General features: G+C 63.9%; 10 protein-coding genes and 2 pseudogenes. 5 read left to right on the forward strand and 7 right to left on the reverse strand.

Translation table 11 applies throughout. The annotated features are described in order from the left end of the window. Nucleotide 1: 1 nt before the first annotated feature. Entirely contained in the window at nucleotides 2-703 is a 702-nt protein-coding gene (locus tag ACODSJ_RS03290) for a response regulator (protein WP_489100360.1), read from the reverse strand. A 261-nt stretch (nucleotides 704-964) separates the two neighbouring features. Between ACODSJ_RS03290 and ACODSJ_RS03295 the strand changes: the two genes are divergently transcribed. Both ACODSJ_RS03295 and ACODSJ_RS03300 read left to right on the forward strand, forming a co-directional pair. Beyond that, on the forward strand, nucleotides 965-2,122 hold the full coding sequence (locus ACODSJ_RS03295; protein WP_489100361.1) for an efflux RND transporter periplasmic adaptor subunit: 1,158 nt from the start codon (nucleotides 965-967) through the stop codon (nucleotides 2,120-2,122). A gap of 14 nt (nucleotides 2,123-2,136) precedes the next feature. Further along, nucleotides 2,137-5,232, forward strand: coding sequence for a multidrug efflux RND transporter permease subunit (locus ACODSJ_RS03300; protein WP_489100362.1), 3,096 nt, complete (start codon nucleotides 2,137-2,139; stop codon nucleotides 5,230-5,232). Between the two features lie 26 nt (nucleotides 5,233-5,258). Here ACODSJ_RS03300 and ACODSJ_RS03305 read toward each other — a convergent pair whose 3' ends face one another. From ACODSJ_RS03305 to ACODSJ_RS03320, 4 genes and pseudogenes are all read right to left on the reverse strand, one after another. Then, nucleotides 5,259-6,446 carry a pyridoxal phosphate-dependent aminotransferase gene (locus tag ACODSJ_RS03305; RefSeq protein WP_489100363.1) on the reverse strand — a complete coding sequence of 396 codons (1,188 nt, stop codon included), beginning with the start codon at nucleotides 6,444-6,446 and terminating at the stop codon, nucleotides 5,259-5,261. A 41-nt stretch (nucleotides 6,447-6,487) separates the two neighbouring features. Then, nucleotides 6,488-7,351, reverse strand: a complete 864-nt coding sequence (locus tag ACODSJ_RS03310; RefSeq protein ID WP_489100404.1) for a methyl-accepting chemotaxis protein — start codon at nucleotides 7,349-7,351, stop codon at nucleotides 6,488-6,490. Further along, a pseudogene (locus ACODSJ_RS03315) lies at nucleotides 7,343-8,113 on the reverse strand (MCP four helix bundle domain-containing protein); the annotation flags it as partial. The gene ACODSJ_RS03310 and the pseudogene ACODSJ_RS03315, both read right to left, overlap by 9 nt. A gap of 498 nt (nucleotides 8,114-8,611) precedes the next feature. After that, the gene (locus ACODSJ_RS03320; protein ID WP_489100364.1) at nucleotides 8,612-9,748 is read right to left on the reverse strand and encodes a glycerate kinase; all 1,137 of its coding nucleotides are present in this window, start codon (nucleotides 9,746-9,748) and stop codon (nucleotides 8,612-8,614) included. A gap of 226 nt (nucleotides 9,749-9,974) precedes the next feature. Between ACODSJ_RS03320 and ACODSJ_RS03325 the strand changes: the two genes are divergently transcribed. Further along, on the forward strand, nucleotides 9,975-10,988 hold the full coding sequence (locus tag ACODSJ_RS03325) for an aldo/keto reductase (RefSeq protein WP_489100365.1): 1,014 nt from the start codon (nucleotides 9,975-9,977) through the stop codon (nucleotides 10,986-10,988). 233 nt (nucleotides 10,989-11,221) lie between these two features. Next, nucleotides 11,222-12,106, forward strand: a complete 885-nt coding sequence (gene rarD, locus ACODSJ_RS03330) for an EamA family transporter RarD (protein ID WP_489100366.1) — start codon at nucleotides 11,222-11,224, stop codon at nucleotides 12,104-12,106. Between the two features lie 107 nt (nucleotides 12,107-12,213). Here rarD and hppD read toward each other — a convergent pair whose 3' ends face one another. Continuing rightward, nucleotides 12,214-13,290 carry a 4-hydroxyphenylpyruvate dioxygenase gene (hppD, locus tag ACODSJ_RS03335; RefSeq protein WP_489100367.1) on the reverse strand — a complete coding sequence of 359 codons (1,077 nt, stop codon included), beginning with the start codon at nucleotides 13,288-13,290 and terminating at the stop codon, nucleotides 12,214-12,216. Nucleotides 13,291-13,538: 248 nt separating this feature from the next. Then, nucleotides 13,539-14,483, reverse strand: a complete 945-nt coding sequence (locus tag ACODSJ_RS03340; protein ID WP_489100368.1) for a DMT family transporter — start codon at nucleotides 14,481-14,483, stop codon at nucleotides 13,539-13,541. A gap of 237 nt (nucleotides 14,484-14,720) precedes the next feature. Between ACODSJ_RS03340 and ACODSJ_RS03345 the strand changes: the two are divergent. Beyond that, a pseudogene (locus ACODSJ_RS03345) lies at nucleotides 14,721-14,996 on the forward strand (LysR family transcriptional regulator); the annotation flags it as partial. Nucleotides 14,997-15,050: the final 54 nt, after the last annotated feature.

The following is a 15,050-nucleotide window of genomic DNA, read 5'->3' on the forward strand; positions in this document are numbered from 1 at the left end:
CTCAGCATTCCCATTCGCAACGGCTGAACAAATAACCCTTGCCCCACACCGTCTTGATTTTGCGCGCCTCACCGGCGTTGTCGTCGAACTTGCGCCGCAACTTGGAGATCGCCACGTCCACCGAGCGGTCGGTGCCGTTGAACTCGATGCCCCGCAGGCGCTGCAGGATCTGGTCGCGACTGAGCACTTCGCCGCAATGCCGGGCCAGTACCACCAGCAGATTGTATTCGCCACTGGACAGCTCCACCGCCTGCCCGCGCCAGGTCACGGTGCGCTCGGACAGATCGATGCACAGGTTGCCCATGAGGATGCGGTCGTTGGCGGTCTGGGGCTCGCTGAGGCTGCTGCGGCGCAGCAAGGTTCGTACCCGCGCCAGCAGAACCCGGGGCTCGCAGGGTTTGGTGACGTAGTCGTCGGCGCCCATTTCCAGGCCCAGCACCTGGTCGTGGCTGTCGTCCCGGGCGGTCAGCATCAGGATCGGCAGCGACGCGGAGTCGGCGCGTAACAGGCGACAGACCTGCAAGCCGTCGAGCCCCGGCAGCATCAGGTCGAGGATCACCAGGTCCGGCGAATCGACCCGCGCTCGCTCGCGGACATGGTCGCCACGGCTGAGCACGCTGACCTGATAGCCGTTGCGCTCCAGGTAACTGGCGATCAGCTCGGAAAGCGCGGTGTCGTCTTCGACCAGGAGGATGTTGGGCATGAATGCATCCAGAAAATGCTGTGGCGCCTGCTAAATGCTCGTCGCGAGCAAGCCCGCTCCTATTTCGCGGACCTCTGTAGGAGCGGGCTTGCTCGCGAAGGCGTCATTACAGCCACCCTAGGAATCAAGCTGCCAAGGATATACGCCCTCACCCATCCAGGCGCAAAACCCTTACACAATTTCACACACCCCCTACAAAGCTTTACCGATCCCTCCGGTCGCCCGCCGTAGCATGGCGGGGTTCATTATTGGGGAAGCACCATGCCAAAGAACTCCTTCGCCACCCTGGGCCTGTTGCTCGGGGCGCTGCTGTTGAGCGCCTGCGACGGCTCGCCGAGCCCCGAAGACCCCGCGCCGCTGGCCAGTGTAAGCGTCGAGACCATCGAGGCCCGGCCGCTGTCCATCAGCAGCGAGCTGAGCGGGCGCATTGTCGCGCCGCGCGTTGCCGAGGTCCGCGCGCGGGTGCCCGGCGTGGTGTTGCAGCGGGTCTACCGCGAAGGCAGCGATGTGAAAAAAGGCGACGTGCTGTTTCGCATCGACCCGGCGCCGCTCAAGGCTGACCTGGACAGCGCCGAGGCTGCGCTGCGCAAGGCCGAGGCCAACGCCTTCCAGGCCCGCTTGCAGGAGCAGCGCTATGCCCGGCTGATCGAGGACAAGGCCATCAGTGCCCAGGACTACGACAACGCCCGCGCCGCGGCACGCCAGACCGCCGCCGAGGTCGCCGCCAACCAGGCCACAGTGGAACGGGCCCGGCTGAACCTGGGCTACGCCACCGTCACCGCGCCGATTGCCGGACGCATTGGCCGGGCGCTGGTCACCGAAGGCGCGCTGGTGGGCCAGAACGAAACCACGCCGCTGGCCCTCATCCAGCAGTTGAACCCGATCCACGCCGACCTCACGCAATCGACCCGCGAACTCAATGAGCTGCGCCGCGCCTTGCGCTCCGGCCAGCTGCAACAGGTCGGCCAGGACCAGGCCAAGGCCACGCTGATCCAGGATGACGGCAGCCTCTATCCGTTGCCGGGCAAGCTGTTGTTCACCGACATCAGCGTCGACCCAGGCACCGGCCAGATCACCCTGCGCAGCGAATTTCCCAACCCCGACCTCGACCTGTTGCCGGGCAGCTTCGTGCGCGTGCGCCTGGAACAAGCCTTCGACCGCCAGGGCATCAGCGTGCCGCAACGGGCCATCCAGCGTGACAGCGCCGGTATTGCCCAAGTGCTGCTGGTGGACGCGCAACAGCAAGTCAGCGTGCAGCCGGTGGAACTGGGCGCCGTGCAGGGTGACCGCTGGATCGTCACCCACGGCCTCAAGCCCGGCGACCGCATCGTCGTGCAGGGCCTGCAACACGCGCGTCCCGGTGAAAAAGTCCAGATCGACGACACCCCTCTTCCACTCGCCCAGGTCCCTGGCCAGTAAGCAGGACGTTTCCTATGCCGCAGTTTTTCATCGACCGTCCGGTGTTCGCCTGGGTGGTTGCCTTGTTCATCCTCCTGGCCGGCGTGCTGGCCCTGCCGCAGCTGCCGGTGGCGCAATACCCCGACGTCGCACCGCCACAGATCGAGATCTACGCGGTGTACCCGGGCGCGTCGGCGCAGACCGTGGACGAAAGCGTGGTCAGCCTGATCGAGGAGGAACTCAACGGCGCCGATAACCTGCTCTATTTCAACTCCCAGAGCAGCCTGGGCAGCGCCACCATCACCGCCACTTTCCAGCCCGGCACCAACCCGGAGCTGGCTCAGGTCGACGTGCAAAACCGCCTCAAGGCTGTGGAGTCGCGCCTGCCACAGTCGGTCACCCAACAAGGCTTGCAGGTGGACAAGGTATCCGCCGGCTTCCTGTTGCTGATCACCCTCACCTCCAACGACGGCAGGCTCGACGACGTCGCCCTCAGCGACTACCTGGCGCGCAACGTGATGAACGAGATCAAGCGCCTGGACGGTGTCGGCAAGGCCCAGCTGTACGGCGCCGAACGGGCGATGCGGATCTGGATCGACCCGCAAAAGCTGCTCAGCTTCAACCTGACCCCGGCCGACGTGAACGCCGCCATCGTGGCGCAGAATGCCCAGGTTTCCGCCGGCAGCATCGGCGACCTGCCGACCCGCACCACCCAGGAGATCACCGCGACGGTGCTGGTCAAGGGCCAGTTGTCGACGCCGCAGGAATTCGCCCAGATCGTGCTCAAGGCCAACCCCGACGGTTCCAGCGTGCGCATCGGCGATGTTGCGCAGGTGGAAGTCGGCAGCCAGGAATACCAGTTCTCCACGCGGCTCAACGGCAAGCCGTCCACCGCCGTCAGCGTGCAATTGGCACCGGGGGCCAACGCGCTGAGCACGGCAAACCGGGTGCGGGAGAAGATGGACGAACTGGCGCGCTATTTCCCCGCGGGCGTGGAGTACAAGATCCCCTATGACACCTCGCCGTTCGTCAAGGTCTCCATCACCAAGGTCGTCTACACCCTGGGCGAGGCCATGCTGCTGGTGTTCGCGGTGATGTTCCTGTTCTTGCAGAACATCCGCTACACGCTGATCCCGACCCTGGTGGTGCCCGTGGCACTGATGGGCACCTTCGCCACCATGCTCGCCCTGGGGTTCTCCATCAACGTACTGACTATGTTCGGCATGGTGCTGGCCATCGGCATCCTGGTGGACGATGCCATCGTGGTGGTGGAGAACGTCGAGCGGATCATGGCCAGCGAAGGCTTGTCGCCCCGGGACGCCACGCGCAAGGCGATGCAGCAGATCACTGGCGCGATCATCGGCATCACCCTGGTGCTGGTGGCGGTGTTCTTGCCGATGGCGTTCATGCAAGGTTCGGTGGGGGTCATCTACCGGCAATTCTCCCTGTCGATGGCCACCTCCATTCTGTTCTCGGCGTTCCTGGCATTGACCTTGACCCCAGCGCTTTGCGCCACCTTGTTGAAACCGCTGGGCCAAGGCGAGCACCACGCCAAGGGTGGTTTCTTCGGCTGGTTCAACCGGCGCTTCGAACAGCTGGGCGACCGCTATCAAGGCTGGGTCGCCCATGCCCTCAAGCGCACCGGGCGCTATCTGCTGATCTACGGCGTGCTGCTGGTGGGCATGGGCCTGCTGTTCAGCCGCCTGCCCTCCTCGTTCCTGCCGGTGGAAGACCAGGGCTACACCATCACCGATATCCAGTTGCCACCCGGCGCGAGCAAGAACCGCACGGTGCAGGTGGCCGAGCAGATCGAGGCGCATAACGCCGCCGAGCCGGGCGTGGGCGACAGTACGGTGATCCTGGGCTTCAGTTTTTCCGGCAGCGGGCAGAACGCCGCGCTGGCCTTCACCACCCTCAAGGATTGGTCCGAGCGCGGCCATGACGACTCGGCCAGCTCGATTGCCGAGCGTGCCAACCAGGCCTTCGGCCAGATCAAGGATGCGATGGCGTTTTCCGTGCTGCCGCCGCCGGTCGACGGCCTGGGGACGTCCAGCGGTTTCGAGTTCCGCCTCCAGGACCGTGGCGGCCTCGGCCATGCCACGCTGATGCAGGCCCGCGACGGGTTGCTCGCCGCCGCCGAAAAAAGCCCGGTGCTGATGAACGTGCGCGAAAGCGCCCTGGCCGAAGCGCCGCAGGTGCAACTGGAAGTCGACCGCAAGCAGGCCAATGCCTTGGGCGTGTCCTTCGCCGATGTCGGCAACGTCCTCGCCACCGCCGTGGGCTCGGCCTATATCAACGACTTTCCCAACCAGGGCCGCATGCAGCGGGTGATCGTCCAGGCGCAAGGCGACCAACGTAGCCAGGTCGCCGATCTGCTGAAGATCCACGTGCGCAACGACGCCGGGAAAATGGTCCCGTTGTCAGCCTTCGTCCAGGCCCGCTGGATCCAGGGCCCGGCGCAACTGACCCGCTACAACGGCTATCCGGCCATCGCCATTTCCGGCGAACCGGCGCCCGGCCACAGCACCGGCGAAGCAATGGCGGAAATCGAACGGCTGGTGGCCCAGGGCCCGGCTGGGTTGGGCCAGGAATGGACCGGGCTGTCGTTGCAGGAGCGCTTGTCCGGCAGCCAGGCGCCGCTGTTGCTGGGGCTGTCGCTGCTGGTGGTGTTCCTGTGCCTGGCGGCGCTCTACGAGAGCTGGTCGATCCCCACGTCGGTGCTGCTGGTGGTGCCGCTGGGGGTACTCGGCGCTGTATTGGCGGTGTCGCTGCGCGGCATGCCCAACGACGTGTTCTTCAAGGTCGGGCTGGTGACCATCATCGGCCTGTCGGCGAAGAACGCGATCCTGATCATCGAGTTCGCCAAGAGCCTGCATGACCAAGGCCGCGACCTGATCGAGGCCACGCTCGAAGCATCACGCCTGCGCCTGCGCCCGATCATCATGACCTCCCTGGCGTTCATTCTCGGCGTGGTGCCGTTGGCCCTCGCCACCGGGGCCAGTTCGGCGAGCCAGCAGGCCATTGGCACCGGGGTGATCGGCGGGATGATCAGCGCGACGTTGGCGGTGGTGTTCGTGCCGGTGTTTTTCGTGGGAGTGATGAAGCTCGTGCGCAGGCCCGGCGAACGCTGAAAGGACCTGTAGGAGCGGGCTCGCCTTCAGGCCCGCCGTTCCTGCAACAACCCCGCCGCACACAGGGCGATCCGCCGGCAGGCGTCCGCCAGTTTCACCTGGTCGACCACCAACCCGATGCGAATGTGCCCCGCCGCACTGGGCCCGAACGCCTCGCCGGCCAGCACCGACACGCCATAGCCTTCCAGCAGGCACTCGGCGAAGCCCTGGGCATCCAGGCCGGTGTGGCGTATATCGACCATGACGAACATGCCCCCGTCAGGTCGCACGGGCGCCAGGCCCGGGCAGTTGTCGAGCATGGCGCAGACCAGGTCACGGCGCTGGCGATACTCCTCGCGCATCAACGCCACTTCCGGCCAATCGCAGGCCAACGCGACCTCGGCCGCCCGCTGGACGAAATCCGGCAGGCCGAACAGCATGCACAACGACAGATTCGCCAGATGCCCGGCTAGGGCCTCGGGGCCGATGACCCAGCCGATCCGCCACCCGGTCATGGCGTGGGACTTGGACAGGCTATTGATGGTCGCGGTGCGCTCGGCCATGCCCGGCAGGCTGGCCGGACTGATGTGTTCGCCGTCATAGAGCAAGTCGCTGTAGACCTCGTCACTGATCAGCCAGAGGTCATGCTCGATACACACTTGCGCCAGCGCTTGCCACACCGGCAGCGACAGGCTGGCGCCGGAAGGATTGTTCGGACTGTTGATCAGCAGCGCCCGGGTGTGCGGCGTCACCCGGCGGGCGACGTCGGCCGGCTCGACCCGGAAGCCGTTTTCCGGGCGCACCGGCACGGGCACCACGGTGGCTCCGCAGGCGCCGAACACCGCTTCGTAGGTGACGTACATCGGCTCGGCAACGATCACTTCATCGCCAGGATTGAGCAGGCATTGCGCGACCGCGTACACCGCACACTGCGCGCCCGGCAACACCGTGACATGCTCGCCGCCCACGCACTGGCCGTAACGCTGGCGATGACAATCGGCGATGCGGCCGCGCAACGTGTGCAAGCCACGGATGTCCGAATAGTGGGTTTCCCCGGCCCGCAGGCTGTTCACCGCCGCCTCGACGATGGTGCTCGGCGTATCGAAGTCCGGATCGCCCACCGAGAGCAGCAACACATCCCTGCCCTGCTCGCGCAGGGCCAGCGCCCGATCGTGGATCTGCCACGCAGCGGCGCCATCACCGGCGATGCGTTGGGTCAAGGCTGAAAAGCGCATGTAGGTCTCCTGATTACGCGGTATCCAGCCTCAACCCTATCTCAAATCACAAAACGCGCCACCATCGCATTCAGGCCGACAGCCAGGCGTGACAGTTCGTGGGTCGCGTCGCTGGTCTGTTTCGCGCCGCTGGCCGATTGCGTGGCCAGGTCACGGATGTTCACCAGGTTGCGGTCCACTTCGCGGGACACCTGGGCCTGCTCTTCCGAAGCGCTGGCGATCACCAGGTTGCGTTCGTTGATCTGGTGGATTGACTGGGTAATCTGCTCCAGCGCCACCCCGGCAGCGCGGGCCATTTCCAGGGTGCTTTGAGTGCGCTGGTTGCTTTGCTGCATCGACTGCACGGCCTGGCCGGTGCCGTTCTGGATGCCAGCGACCATTTTTTCGATTTCCTGGGTCGACTGCGCGGTGCGATGGGCCAGGGCCCGGACTTCATCGGCCACCACCGCAAAACCACGCCCGGCCTCGCCGGCGCGGGCGGCTTCGATGGCGGCGTTGAGGGCCAGCAGGTTGGTCTGCTCGGCGATGGCGCGGATCACCACCAGCACCTGGCCGATGTCGCGCCCCTGGACCGCCAGCCCCTCGATCATCGAGGCGGTGGCTTGCACATCGTGGGTCATGGTCTGGATCGCATCGACGGTTTCCACCACCCGCGTGCGGCCTTCCCGGGCGGCCTGGGTCGACTCGTTGGAAGCTTCGGAAGTGGACACGGCGTTGCGGGCGACTTCTTCGACGGCGGCGGTCATTTCGTTGACAGCCGTGGCAGCCTGTTCGATTTCGTTGTGCTGTTGCTGCAAGCCGCGGGAAGACTCTTGGGTCACGGCGCTCAGTTCCTCGGCGGCGGCACCCAATTGGCTCGCCGAACCGGCGATCTGCTCGATGGTCTGGCGCAGGCTACCTTGCATGGCGGCCAAGGCCTGGAGCAAGCGGGCGGGCTCATCCTTGCCATCGTCGGCGATGACTTGCTTGAGGTTCCCGCCGGCGATGGTCCTGGCGGCGTCCAGCGCCCGGTTGAGCGGCGCGACGATGCTGCGGGTCAGCAGCAGGGCCAGGACCACCGTGGCCAGTGCCGCCACCAGCGAAACGATGACGATGCCGGTGATGGCGCTGTCGTAATGCCCGCTCGCCTCGGCCGACGCCTGGCTGGCACCGGCCACGTTGATCGCGATGAGCTTGTTGAGCTGCTCGCCCATCAGGTCGGTGCCTTCCTTGATCCGCGTATTGATGTGGGTGCGCAACTGGTCGACCTTGTCCTGGCGCGACAGCTCCAGCATTTGCTTCTGGTCTTGCAGGTACTTGTCCAAGGTCACCGAAAAGGCTTTGTACAGCTCGGCTTCTTCCGGGGAGCTCGGCAGTGCCGCGTAGCTGTCGTTGGCCTTGTGCAGTTTTTCCACCAGCGCGCCAATGCGGGTCTCGGCCTCTGCCAGGCTGGCTGGCTCGCGATTGACGAGGATGCGGAACGAGAGGATGCGCATGCGCAACACGTTTTCCATCACGTTGGCCAGGTAGCCGATGCTGGGCACCTCGTTCTGCTCCATGTTCACCGAGGCCTGGCGAATGACCGACATGCGGTTGGCGGAAAAGACGCCCAGGAGAATGACGAGCAAGGCAATGATGGTGAAGCCGAGAAAAGCTCGTGGCGCGATGTTCAGGCTGCGTAACGACATGGGAAGACCTCGGAGTAATGGGGTCGAGCATCCATGCCGGCAAGCGCGTAGGTTGGCTTATGTGAGCGCTTAACCTGTTATCGGCTGGGCTTTAGGGTTCTTACAGGGGAATGTAAAAAAATATTTCACAAGGCTTTGCCGTGACCCCTGTGGCGAGGGAGCTTGCTCCCGCTGGGTTGCGCAGCGGCCCCAAACAAGCAGAATGCGGTCAGCCTGGAACACCTCGGTGGCAGATTTTGGGGCTGCTTCGCAGCCCAGCGGGAGCAAGCTCCCTCGCCACAGGGGGTGTGGTTGACTTGAGGGGCGGCGCTCACTTATGTGGGCCTTCATGTACTGCCCCATTTGCCGCTTGGGAGCAAGGCTTGCCCGCGATGGCCGCGCTGTGGTTTTACAGGTGGACCGCATCATCGTTCATCGCGGGCAAGCCTTGCTCCCACAGTCGTGTGTCACAGCTTTGCTCTCAAAGAGTTCGAATGCTGGAGGACTCTGCGCTGGAGGTTAACGGGAAGCCGCGCGCCAAAGCCGCGCGATGTCCCGGGCTCGTTCGCTCAAAAGGCGCGGCGCTTCGGCGCAGGCTTCTTGCAAGGTCATCGGCCCGCTGGCGAGAGCAAAGGCGGCGTCGATACCGTGTTCATACAACGCCGGGTAACCCTCCCCCAACGTCCCGGCGATGACCACCACCGGGACGCCCTGCTGGCGGGCGATGCGGGCCACGCCAAAGGGGGTCTTGCCACGCAGGGTCTGGGCGTCGAAACGGCCCTCGCCGGTGATCACCAGGTCGGCGCCGTCGAGGGCATCGGCCAACCCGGTCAACTGCGCGACGACGTCCACACCGGTACGAAACTGCGCCCCCAGGAACGCCTTGGCCGCGAACCCCAGGCCTCCGGCGGCACCGCTGCCCGGCTCGTCCCGCACATCCTTGTGCAACGCCTGGGCACAAAGTCCGGCGAAATGCCCCAGCGCCTGGTCCAGTGCCTGCACCTGCGCGGGGCCAGCGCCTTTTTGCGGGCCGAACACCGCCGAAGCGCCATGGGGCCCGCACAGCGGGTTATCGACATCGGCGGCGATTTCAAAACGGACCTGGGCCAGGCGCGGGTCCAGGCCGCCCAGGTCGATGCGCGCCAGGTTCGCCAGGGCCAGGCCTCCGGGTGGCAGGGAGTGATCTTGTTTGTCGAGCAACGCCACGCCCAGGGCCTGCATAGCACCGGCGCCGGCGTCGTTGGTGGCGCTACCGCCAATCGCCAGGATCACCCGGCAGGCGCCTTCATCCAGGGCGGCGCGAATCAGCTCACCGGTACCGTAGGTGCTGCTGGAACAGGCATCGCGTTGCCCCGGCGGCACGAGTTGCAAGCCACTGGCCTCGGCCATCTCGATGATCGCCGTGCGGCTTTCGGCCAACCAGCCCCAGCGCGCCTCGACAGCGTCCCCCAAAGGGCCCCGCACCTGCGTGCGACGCCACTCGCCGTTGCAGGCGGCCAGCACCGATTCGACCGTGCCCTCGCCGCCGTCAGCCATCGGGCACTCGATCAATTGGGCATCGGGCCAGACCTCGGCCAGCCCCCGGGCGATGGCTGCGGCCACACCTTGGGCGCTGAGGCTGTCTTTGAACGAGTCGGGGGCGATGACTATTTTCATATTGTTTTCCGGTGGCGATGTTCAATTTCACACTGGGCGGTCGCGGGAGCCGATTGTCGCCTGTGCCGACGCTATCGCGAGCGGGCTCGCTCCCACAAGGGGCGCTCTGGTGGCCCGGGGATTTGTTCATGGCAAATATCATCGTGGGTGTTTGATAAATGTGTTTGATCCGCGCCGCTGTCTGGGGTTTGATTGGGCCTTCCCCCCCGATAAAAGGATCTTGTCCATGAGCTACCGCACGCTAGGCCATTCCGGATTACACGTCTCGACGCTGACCCTGGGCACCATGATGTTCGGCGAACAGACCAGCACCGAGGACTCGCTGCGGATCATCGACAAGGCCTGGGACCAAGGCATCAATTTCATCGACACGGCGGACGTCTACACCAACGGCCGTTCCGAGGAAATCGTCGGCGAGGCGATTGCCAGCCGTCGCCAGGAATGGGTGCTGGCGACCAAGGTCGGCTTCGGCCCGCCGGATGGCGTTCCCAACCGCAGTGGCTTGAGCCGCAAGCACATGTTCAACGGGATCGAGGCCAGCCTTACGCGCCTGGGCACCGACTACCTGGACATCTATTACCTGCACCGCGAAGACCACAACACGCCATTGCACGTCACGGTGTCGGCCATCGGCGACTTGATTCGCCAGGGCAAGATCCGCTATTGGGGCCTGTCGAACTACCGGGCCTGGCGCATCGCCGAGGTGATTCGGATCGCCGACAGCCTGGGCGTCGACCGGCCGGTGATCAGCCAGCCGCTGTACAACATCGTCAACCGCCAGGCGGAAACCGAGCAGATCACCGCCGCGCAGAACTATGGCCTCGGCGTGGTGCCCTACAGTCCGCTGGCCCGTGGTGTGCTCAGTGGTAAATACGCGCCGGACGTTACACCGGACGCCAACAGCCGCGCCGGTCGCCAGGACAAGCGCATCCTGGAAGTCGAATGGCGGGTCGAGTCCCTGCGCATTGCCCAGCAGATCCAGCAGTACACCCGGGATCGCGGCGTAGGTATCGTCGAGTTCGCGATTGCCTGGGTCCTGAATAACCGCGCCGTCACCTCGGCGATCGTCGGCCCGCGTACAGAAGAACAGTGGGACGCCTATACCAAGGCGCAGGCGGTGACGATCACTGCGGCCGATGAAGCCTTCATCGATTCGCTGGTGACGCCGGGGCATGCGTCGACACCGGGGTTCAATGACCTGGGCCACTTCGTGCCGGGGCGGGTGCCGTATACCTCGTAACTTCAGGGAGACTTAATCTGTGGGAGCAAAGCTTGCTCGCGATGCAGGCACCTCGGTTCACCCAAGACCGCATCGCCTTCATCGCGGGCAAGCCTTGCTCCCACAGGTCTTGCTTTCACAAGTTTGCTTTCACAAGTTTGCTTTCACAGGGCTTGCTTTCACAGGTTTTGCTTCCCCATTAAATCCCCTTGCCGCAGGTAAGGTGTTGATTGATCGTCCTTCAGAGAATCACCGTGTCCAAAGGCATCGCTCTATCGGTCTCGGCCTCCGCGCTGTTCGCCGTCATGTACTACTACACCTCGCTGCTGTCCCCGCTGTCGGGCGAGGAAATTTTCGGCTGGCGAATGCTGTTGACGATGCCGTGCATGACGGCGTTCCTGCTGGTCACCCGGGAGTGGTCCCTGGTGACGACGCTGATCCGGCGCCTGGTCGCCACGCCGCGCCTGTGGTTCGCGGCTATCGCCTCTTCGATATTGATGTCGCTGCAACTGTGGCTGTTCATGTGGGCGCCGCTCAACGGCTACAGCCTGGACGTGTCGCTGGGGTATTTCCTGCTGCCGCTGTCGATGGTCTTGACCGGGCGCATCGCCTATGGCGAACGCCTGTCCTATTTCCAGAAAATCGCGGTGTTCCTCGCCACCCTCGGGGTCTTGAACGAGCTGTACCAGATGGGCGGTTTTTCCTGGGCGACCTTGCTGGTGGTGGTGGGTTACCCGTTCTATTTCATCCTGCGAAAACGCATCAAGACCGACAACCTCGGCGGGCTCTGGCTGGACATGACCCTGGTGCTGCCCGCAGCCTTCTGGTTCGTGCACAACGGTGACCAAGGGTTCGGGGTATTCGACCAGCACCCTTGGCTGTCGCTGCTGATCCCGGTGCTCGGGGTGATCAGCGCATCGGCGCTGGTGACCTACATCGTCGCCAGCCGGCTGCTGTCGTTCAGCCTGTTCGGGCTGCTGAGCTATGTCGAACCGGTCTTGCTGCTGTGCGTTGCGCTGCTGCTGGGCGAAAGCATCAAGGCTGGTGAATGGCTGACCTACATCCCCATCTGGATGGCGGTGGTGGTACTGGTGTTCGAAGGGTTCAAACACCTGATGCGGCAACGGCGTCGGACTTGAAGGCACCACCCAGCCCTGTGGGAGCAAGCTCCCACAGTTGTGCTTTGCATCGGCCATAAAAAACCCGCCTGGCATCACTGCCGGGCGGGCTTTTCATGAATCGGGCGTTACTCGGTCGCGAGCACCCCACGCCGTACCTGGTCGCGCTCGATGGATTCGAACAGCGCCTTGAAGTTGCCTTCACCGAAACCATCATCGCCCTTGCGCTGGATGAACTCGAAGAACACCGGGCCCATCAGGGTTTCCGAGAATATCTGCAACAACAGGCGCCTGTCGTCCGGGTTGGACGAACCGTCCAGCAGGATCCCTCGTGATTGCAGCTCATCGACCGGTTCACCGTGGTTCGGCAAGCGGCCTTCGAGCATTTCATAGTAGGTGTCCGGCGGTGCGGTCATGAAGCGCATGCCGATCTTCTTCAGCGCGTCCCAGGTCCTGACCAGGTCGTCGGTGAGGAACGCCACGTGCTGGATGCCTTCGCCGTTGAACTGCATCAGGAACTCTTCGATCTGCCCGGCGCCCTTGGACGATTCTTCGTTCAGCGGGATGCGGATCATGCCGTCCGGCGCGGTCATGGCCTTGGAGGTCAGGCCGGTGTATTCGCCCTTGATGTCGAAGTAGCGGATCTCGCGGAAGTTGAACAGTTTCTCGTAGAAGCTGGCCCAGTAGGCCATGCGACCGCGGTACACGTTGTGGGTCAGGTGATCGATGATCTTCAGGCCCGCGCCCACCGGATGACGGTCGACGCCTTCAAGGAACACGAAATCGATGTCGTAGATCGAGCTGCCTTCGCCAAAACGGTCGATCAGGTACAGCGGCGCGCCGCCGATGCCCTTGATCGCCGGCAGGTTCAGCTCCATCGGGCCGGTCTCGATGTGGATCGGCTGCGCGCCGAGTTCCAGGGCGCGCTTGTAGGCCAGCTGCGAGTCCTTGACGCGAAACGCCATGCCGCACACCGACGGGCCGTGCTCGGCCGCGAAGTAGGAGGCGACGCTGTGGGGTTCGTTGTTGAGGATCAGGTTGATCGCGCCTTGGCGATACAGGTGCACGTCCTTGGAGCGGTGCGTGGCCACTTTGCTGAAGCCCATGATCTCGAAGATCGGCTCCAGGGTGTTGGGCGTCGGGGATGCGAACTCAATGAATTCAAAGCCCATCAGGCCCATGGGGTTTTCGTATAGATCTGCCATGTCGGCGCCTCATCATGCTTGTCAATTAACCAATACGTTAGTGGCTGGCGATGCTGAGGACGTGCGGTGGCGCGCAGGAAATGCCGCGAACGCTGCGGGCGAGGTAGTCGCCGTAGATCAGTTGAAACCCAAGTATCTTCATGTCGACCCAAGGCTCTTGCGGGCGAAGCTTCTGTTGCCAGAAGACATTATTCTTATATGCGTAAATCGATTCTACACAGCGTAACCCGTTTTGTCCGTCTCCTGTATCAAATCGTCTTTTGCGCCGGGCGTGCAAGGGGTTTGTTGCACAGGAAAATGCCCAGCAGGATCATGCCGCCGCCTACGTACATCAGGGCGGTGAGCCGTTCGTCGAGCAACAGCGCACCCAGCAAGACAGCGGTCAGTGGGTTGAGGGCGATGAACACGCCGGAGCGAGTCGCACCGATCCGTCGGATGCCGTCATACCAAGCGATGTAGGCCAGGGCCGAGCCCAGCACGCCGAGGTACAGCAGGCTCAGCCATTGCCCTGCGCCGAGCCCGCGCAAGGTTTCGACGCGCACCTCCCCCGCCGCCGCGCAGGCCAGCCATAACATCAACGTGCCCAGCAGGATCGACCAGGTCACGGTCTGCAATGGGCCGAGGCTGTCATTCAGGCTCCTGGAAAACAGCGAATAGACACCCCAGCCCAGCACGCAGCCCAAAATCAGCAGATCACCGATCCAACCCTGGGCCGTGCCTTGCAGCAAGGACGGGTCACGACTGACGATCACCCTCCCCGCTCCGCCGATGCACAACAGGATGCCCGCCACTTTCAACCGACCCAGCCGTTCCTTGAACAACCACCAGGACACCAACCCGATCACTGCCGGGTTCAAGGCCACGATCAGAGAGGCGCGCGACGCATTGATGTACTGCAAGCCCTGGAAGAAGCACAGGTTGTAGAAAAAGATGCCAAAGAAACCCAGCGCAGCCAGGTGCAGCCCCTGCTTCAGGGTGGGTCTGGCAAGCCGGATCCCGGCCAGCCCGAGGAACAGCAACAACGCAAGGCTTGCCAGTGCAAAGCGCAGGCTGGCGGCAAACAGCGGTGCCAGCGCGCCGGCCAGCAACCTGCCAGCCACGAAGGTGCCGCCCCAAATCATGGTGACCGTGGCGAGCTTGAGATAGACCGGCAGGTCCGATGGGGGGGTAGCGGTTTGTTCGAGGGTTTTCATGGGTTCACCACGGCACGCTAATGAGAACAACGGGGGACCCACTGTTGGGAGCAAAACCTGTGGGAGCAAGGCTTGCCCGCGATGCAGACGACGCGGTTCAACAGGCAAACCGCGTCATCGTTCATCGCGAGCAAGCTTTGCTCCCACAAGCACCCAGTGGCGATGCGGCTTTCTGATCCAGGTCAGATGCTTCATTATCTGACTCATGTTCGATCATCGTAAAATGAGCATTCCCTCATGACCCTCACCCAACTCGAGATCTTCGCCCAAGTCGCCGAACTGCGGGGTTTCACCGCTGCGGCAACGCGCTTGGGGATCAGCCAGTCAGCGGTGTCCCATGCCATCAAGTCCCTGGAACAGGAACTGGGCGTGGAGCTGTTCACGCGCCATCAGTCGCTGGTGGAACCCAGCGACATTGGCCAGCGACTGCTGTTGCGGGCCCGGGCCATGCTCGGTCTGGCGAACACCTTGCGCCAGGAGGCCGCCGATGCGCGAGGCATGCGCCAGGCGTCCCCGGCCACTCTGGCGTTTATCGAACTGGCCCGTCAGTTATCGACTTGCGGGTAG

It is taken from the genome of Pseudomonas sp. FG6, from assembly GCF_057809015.1.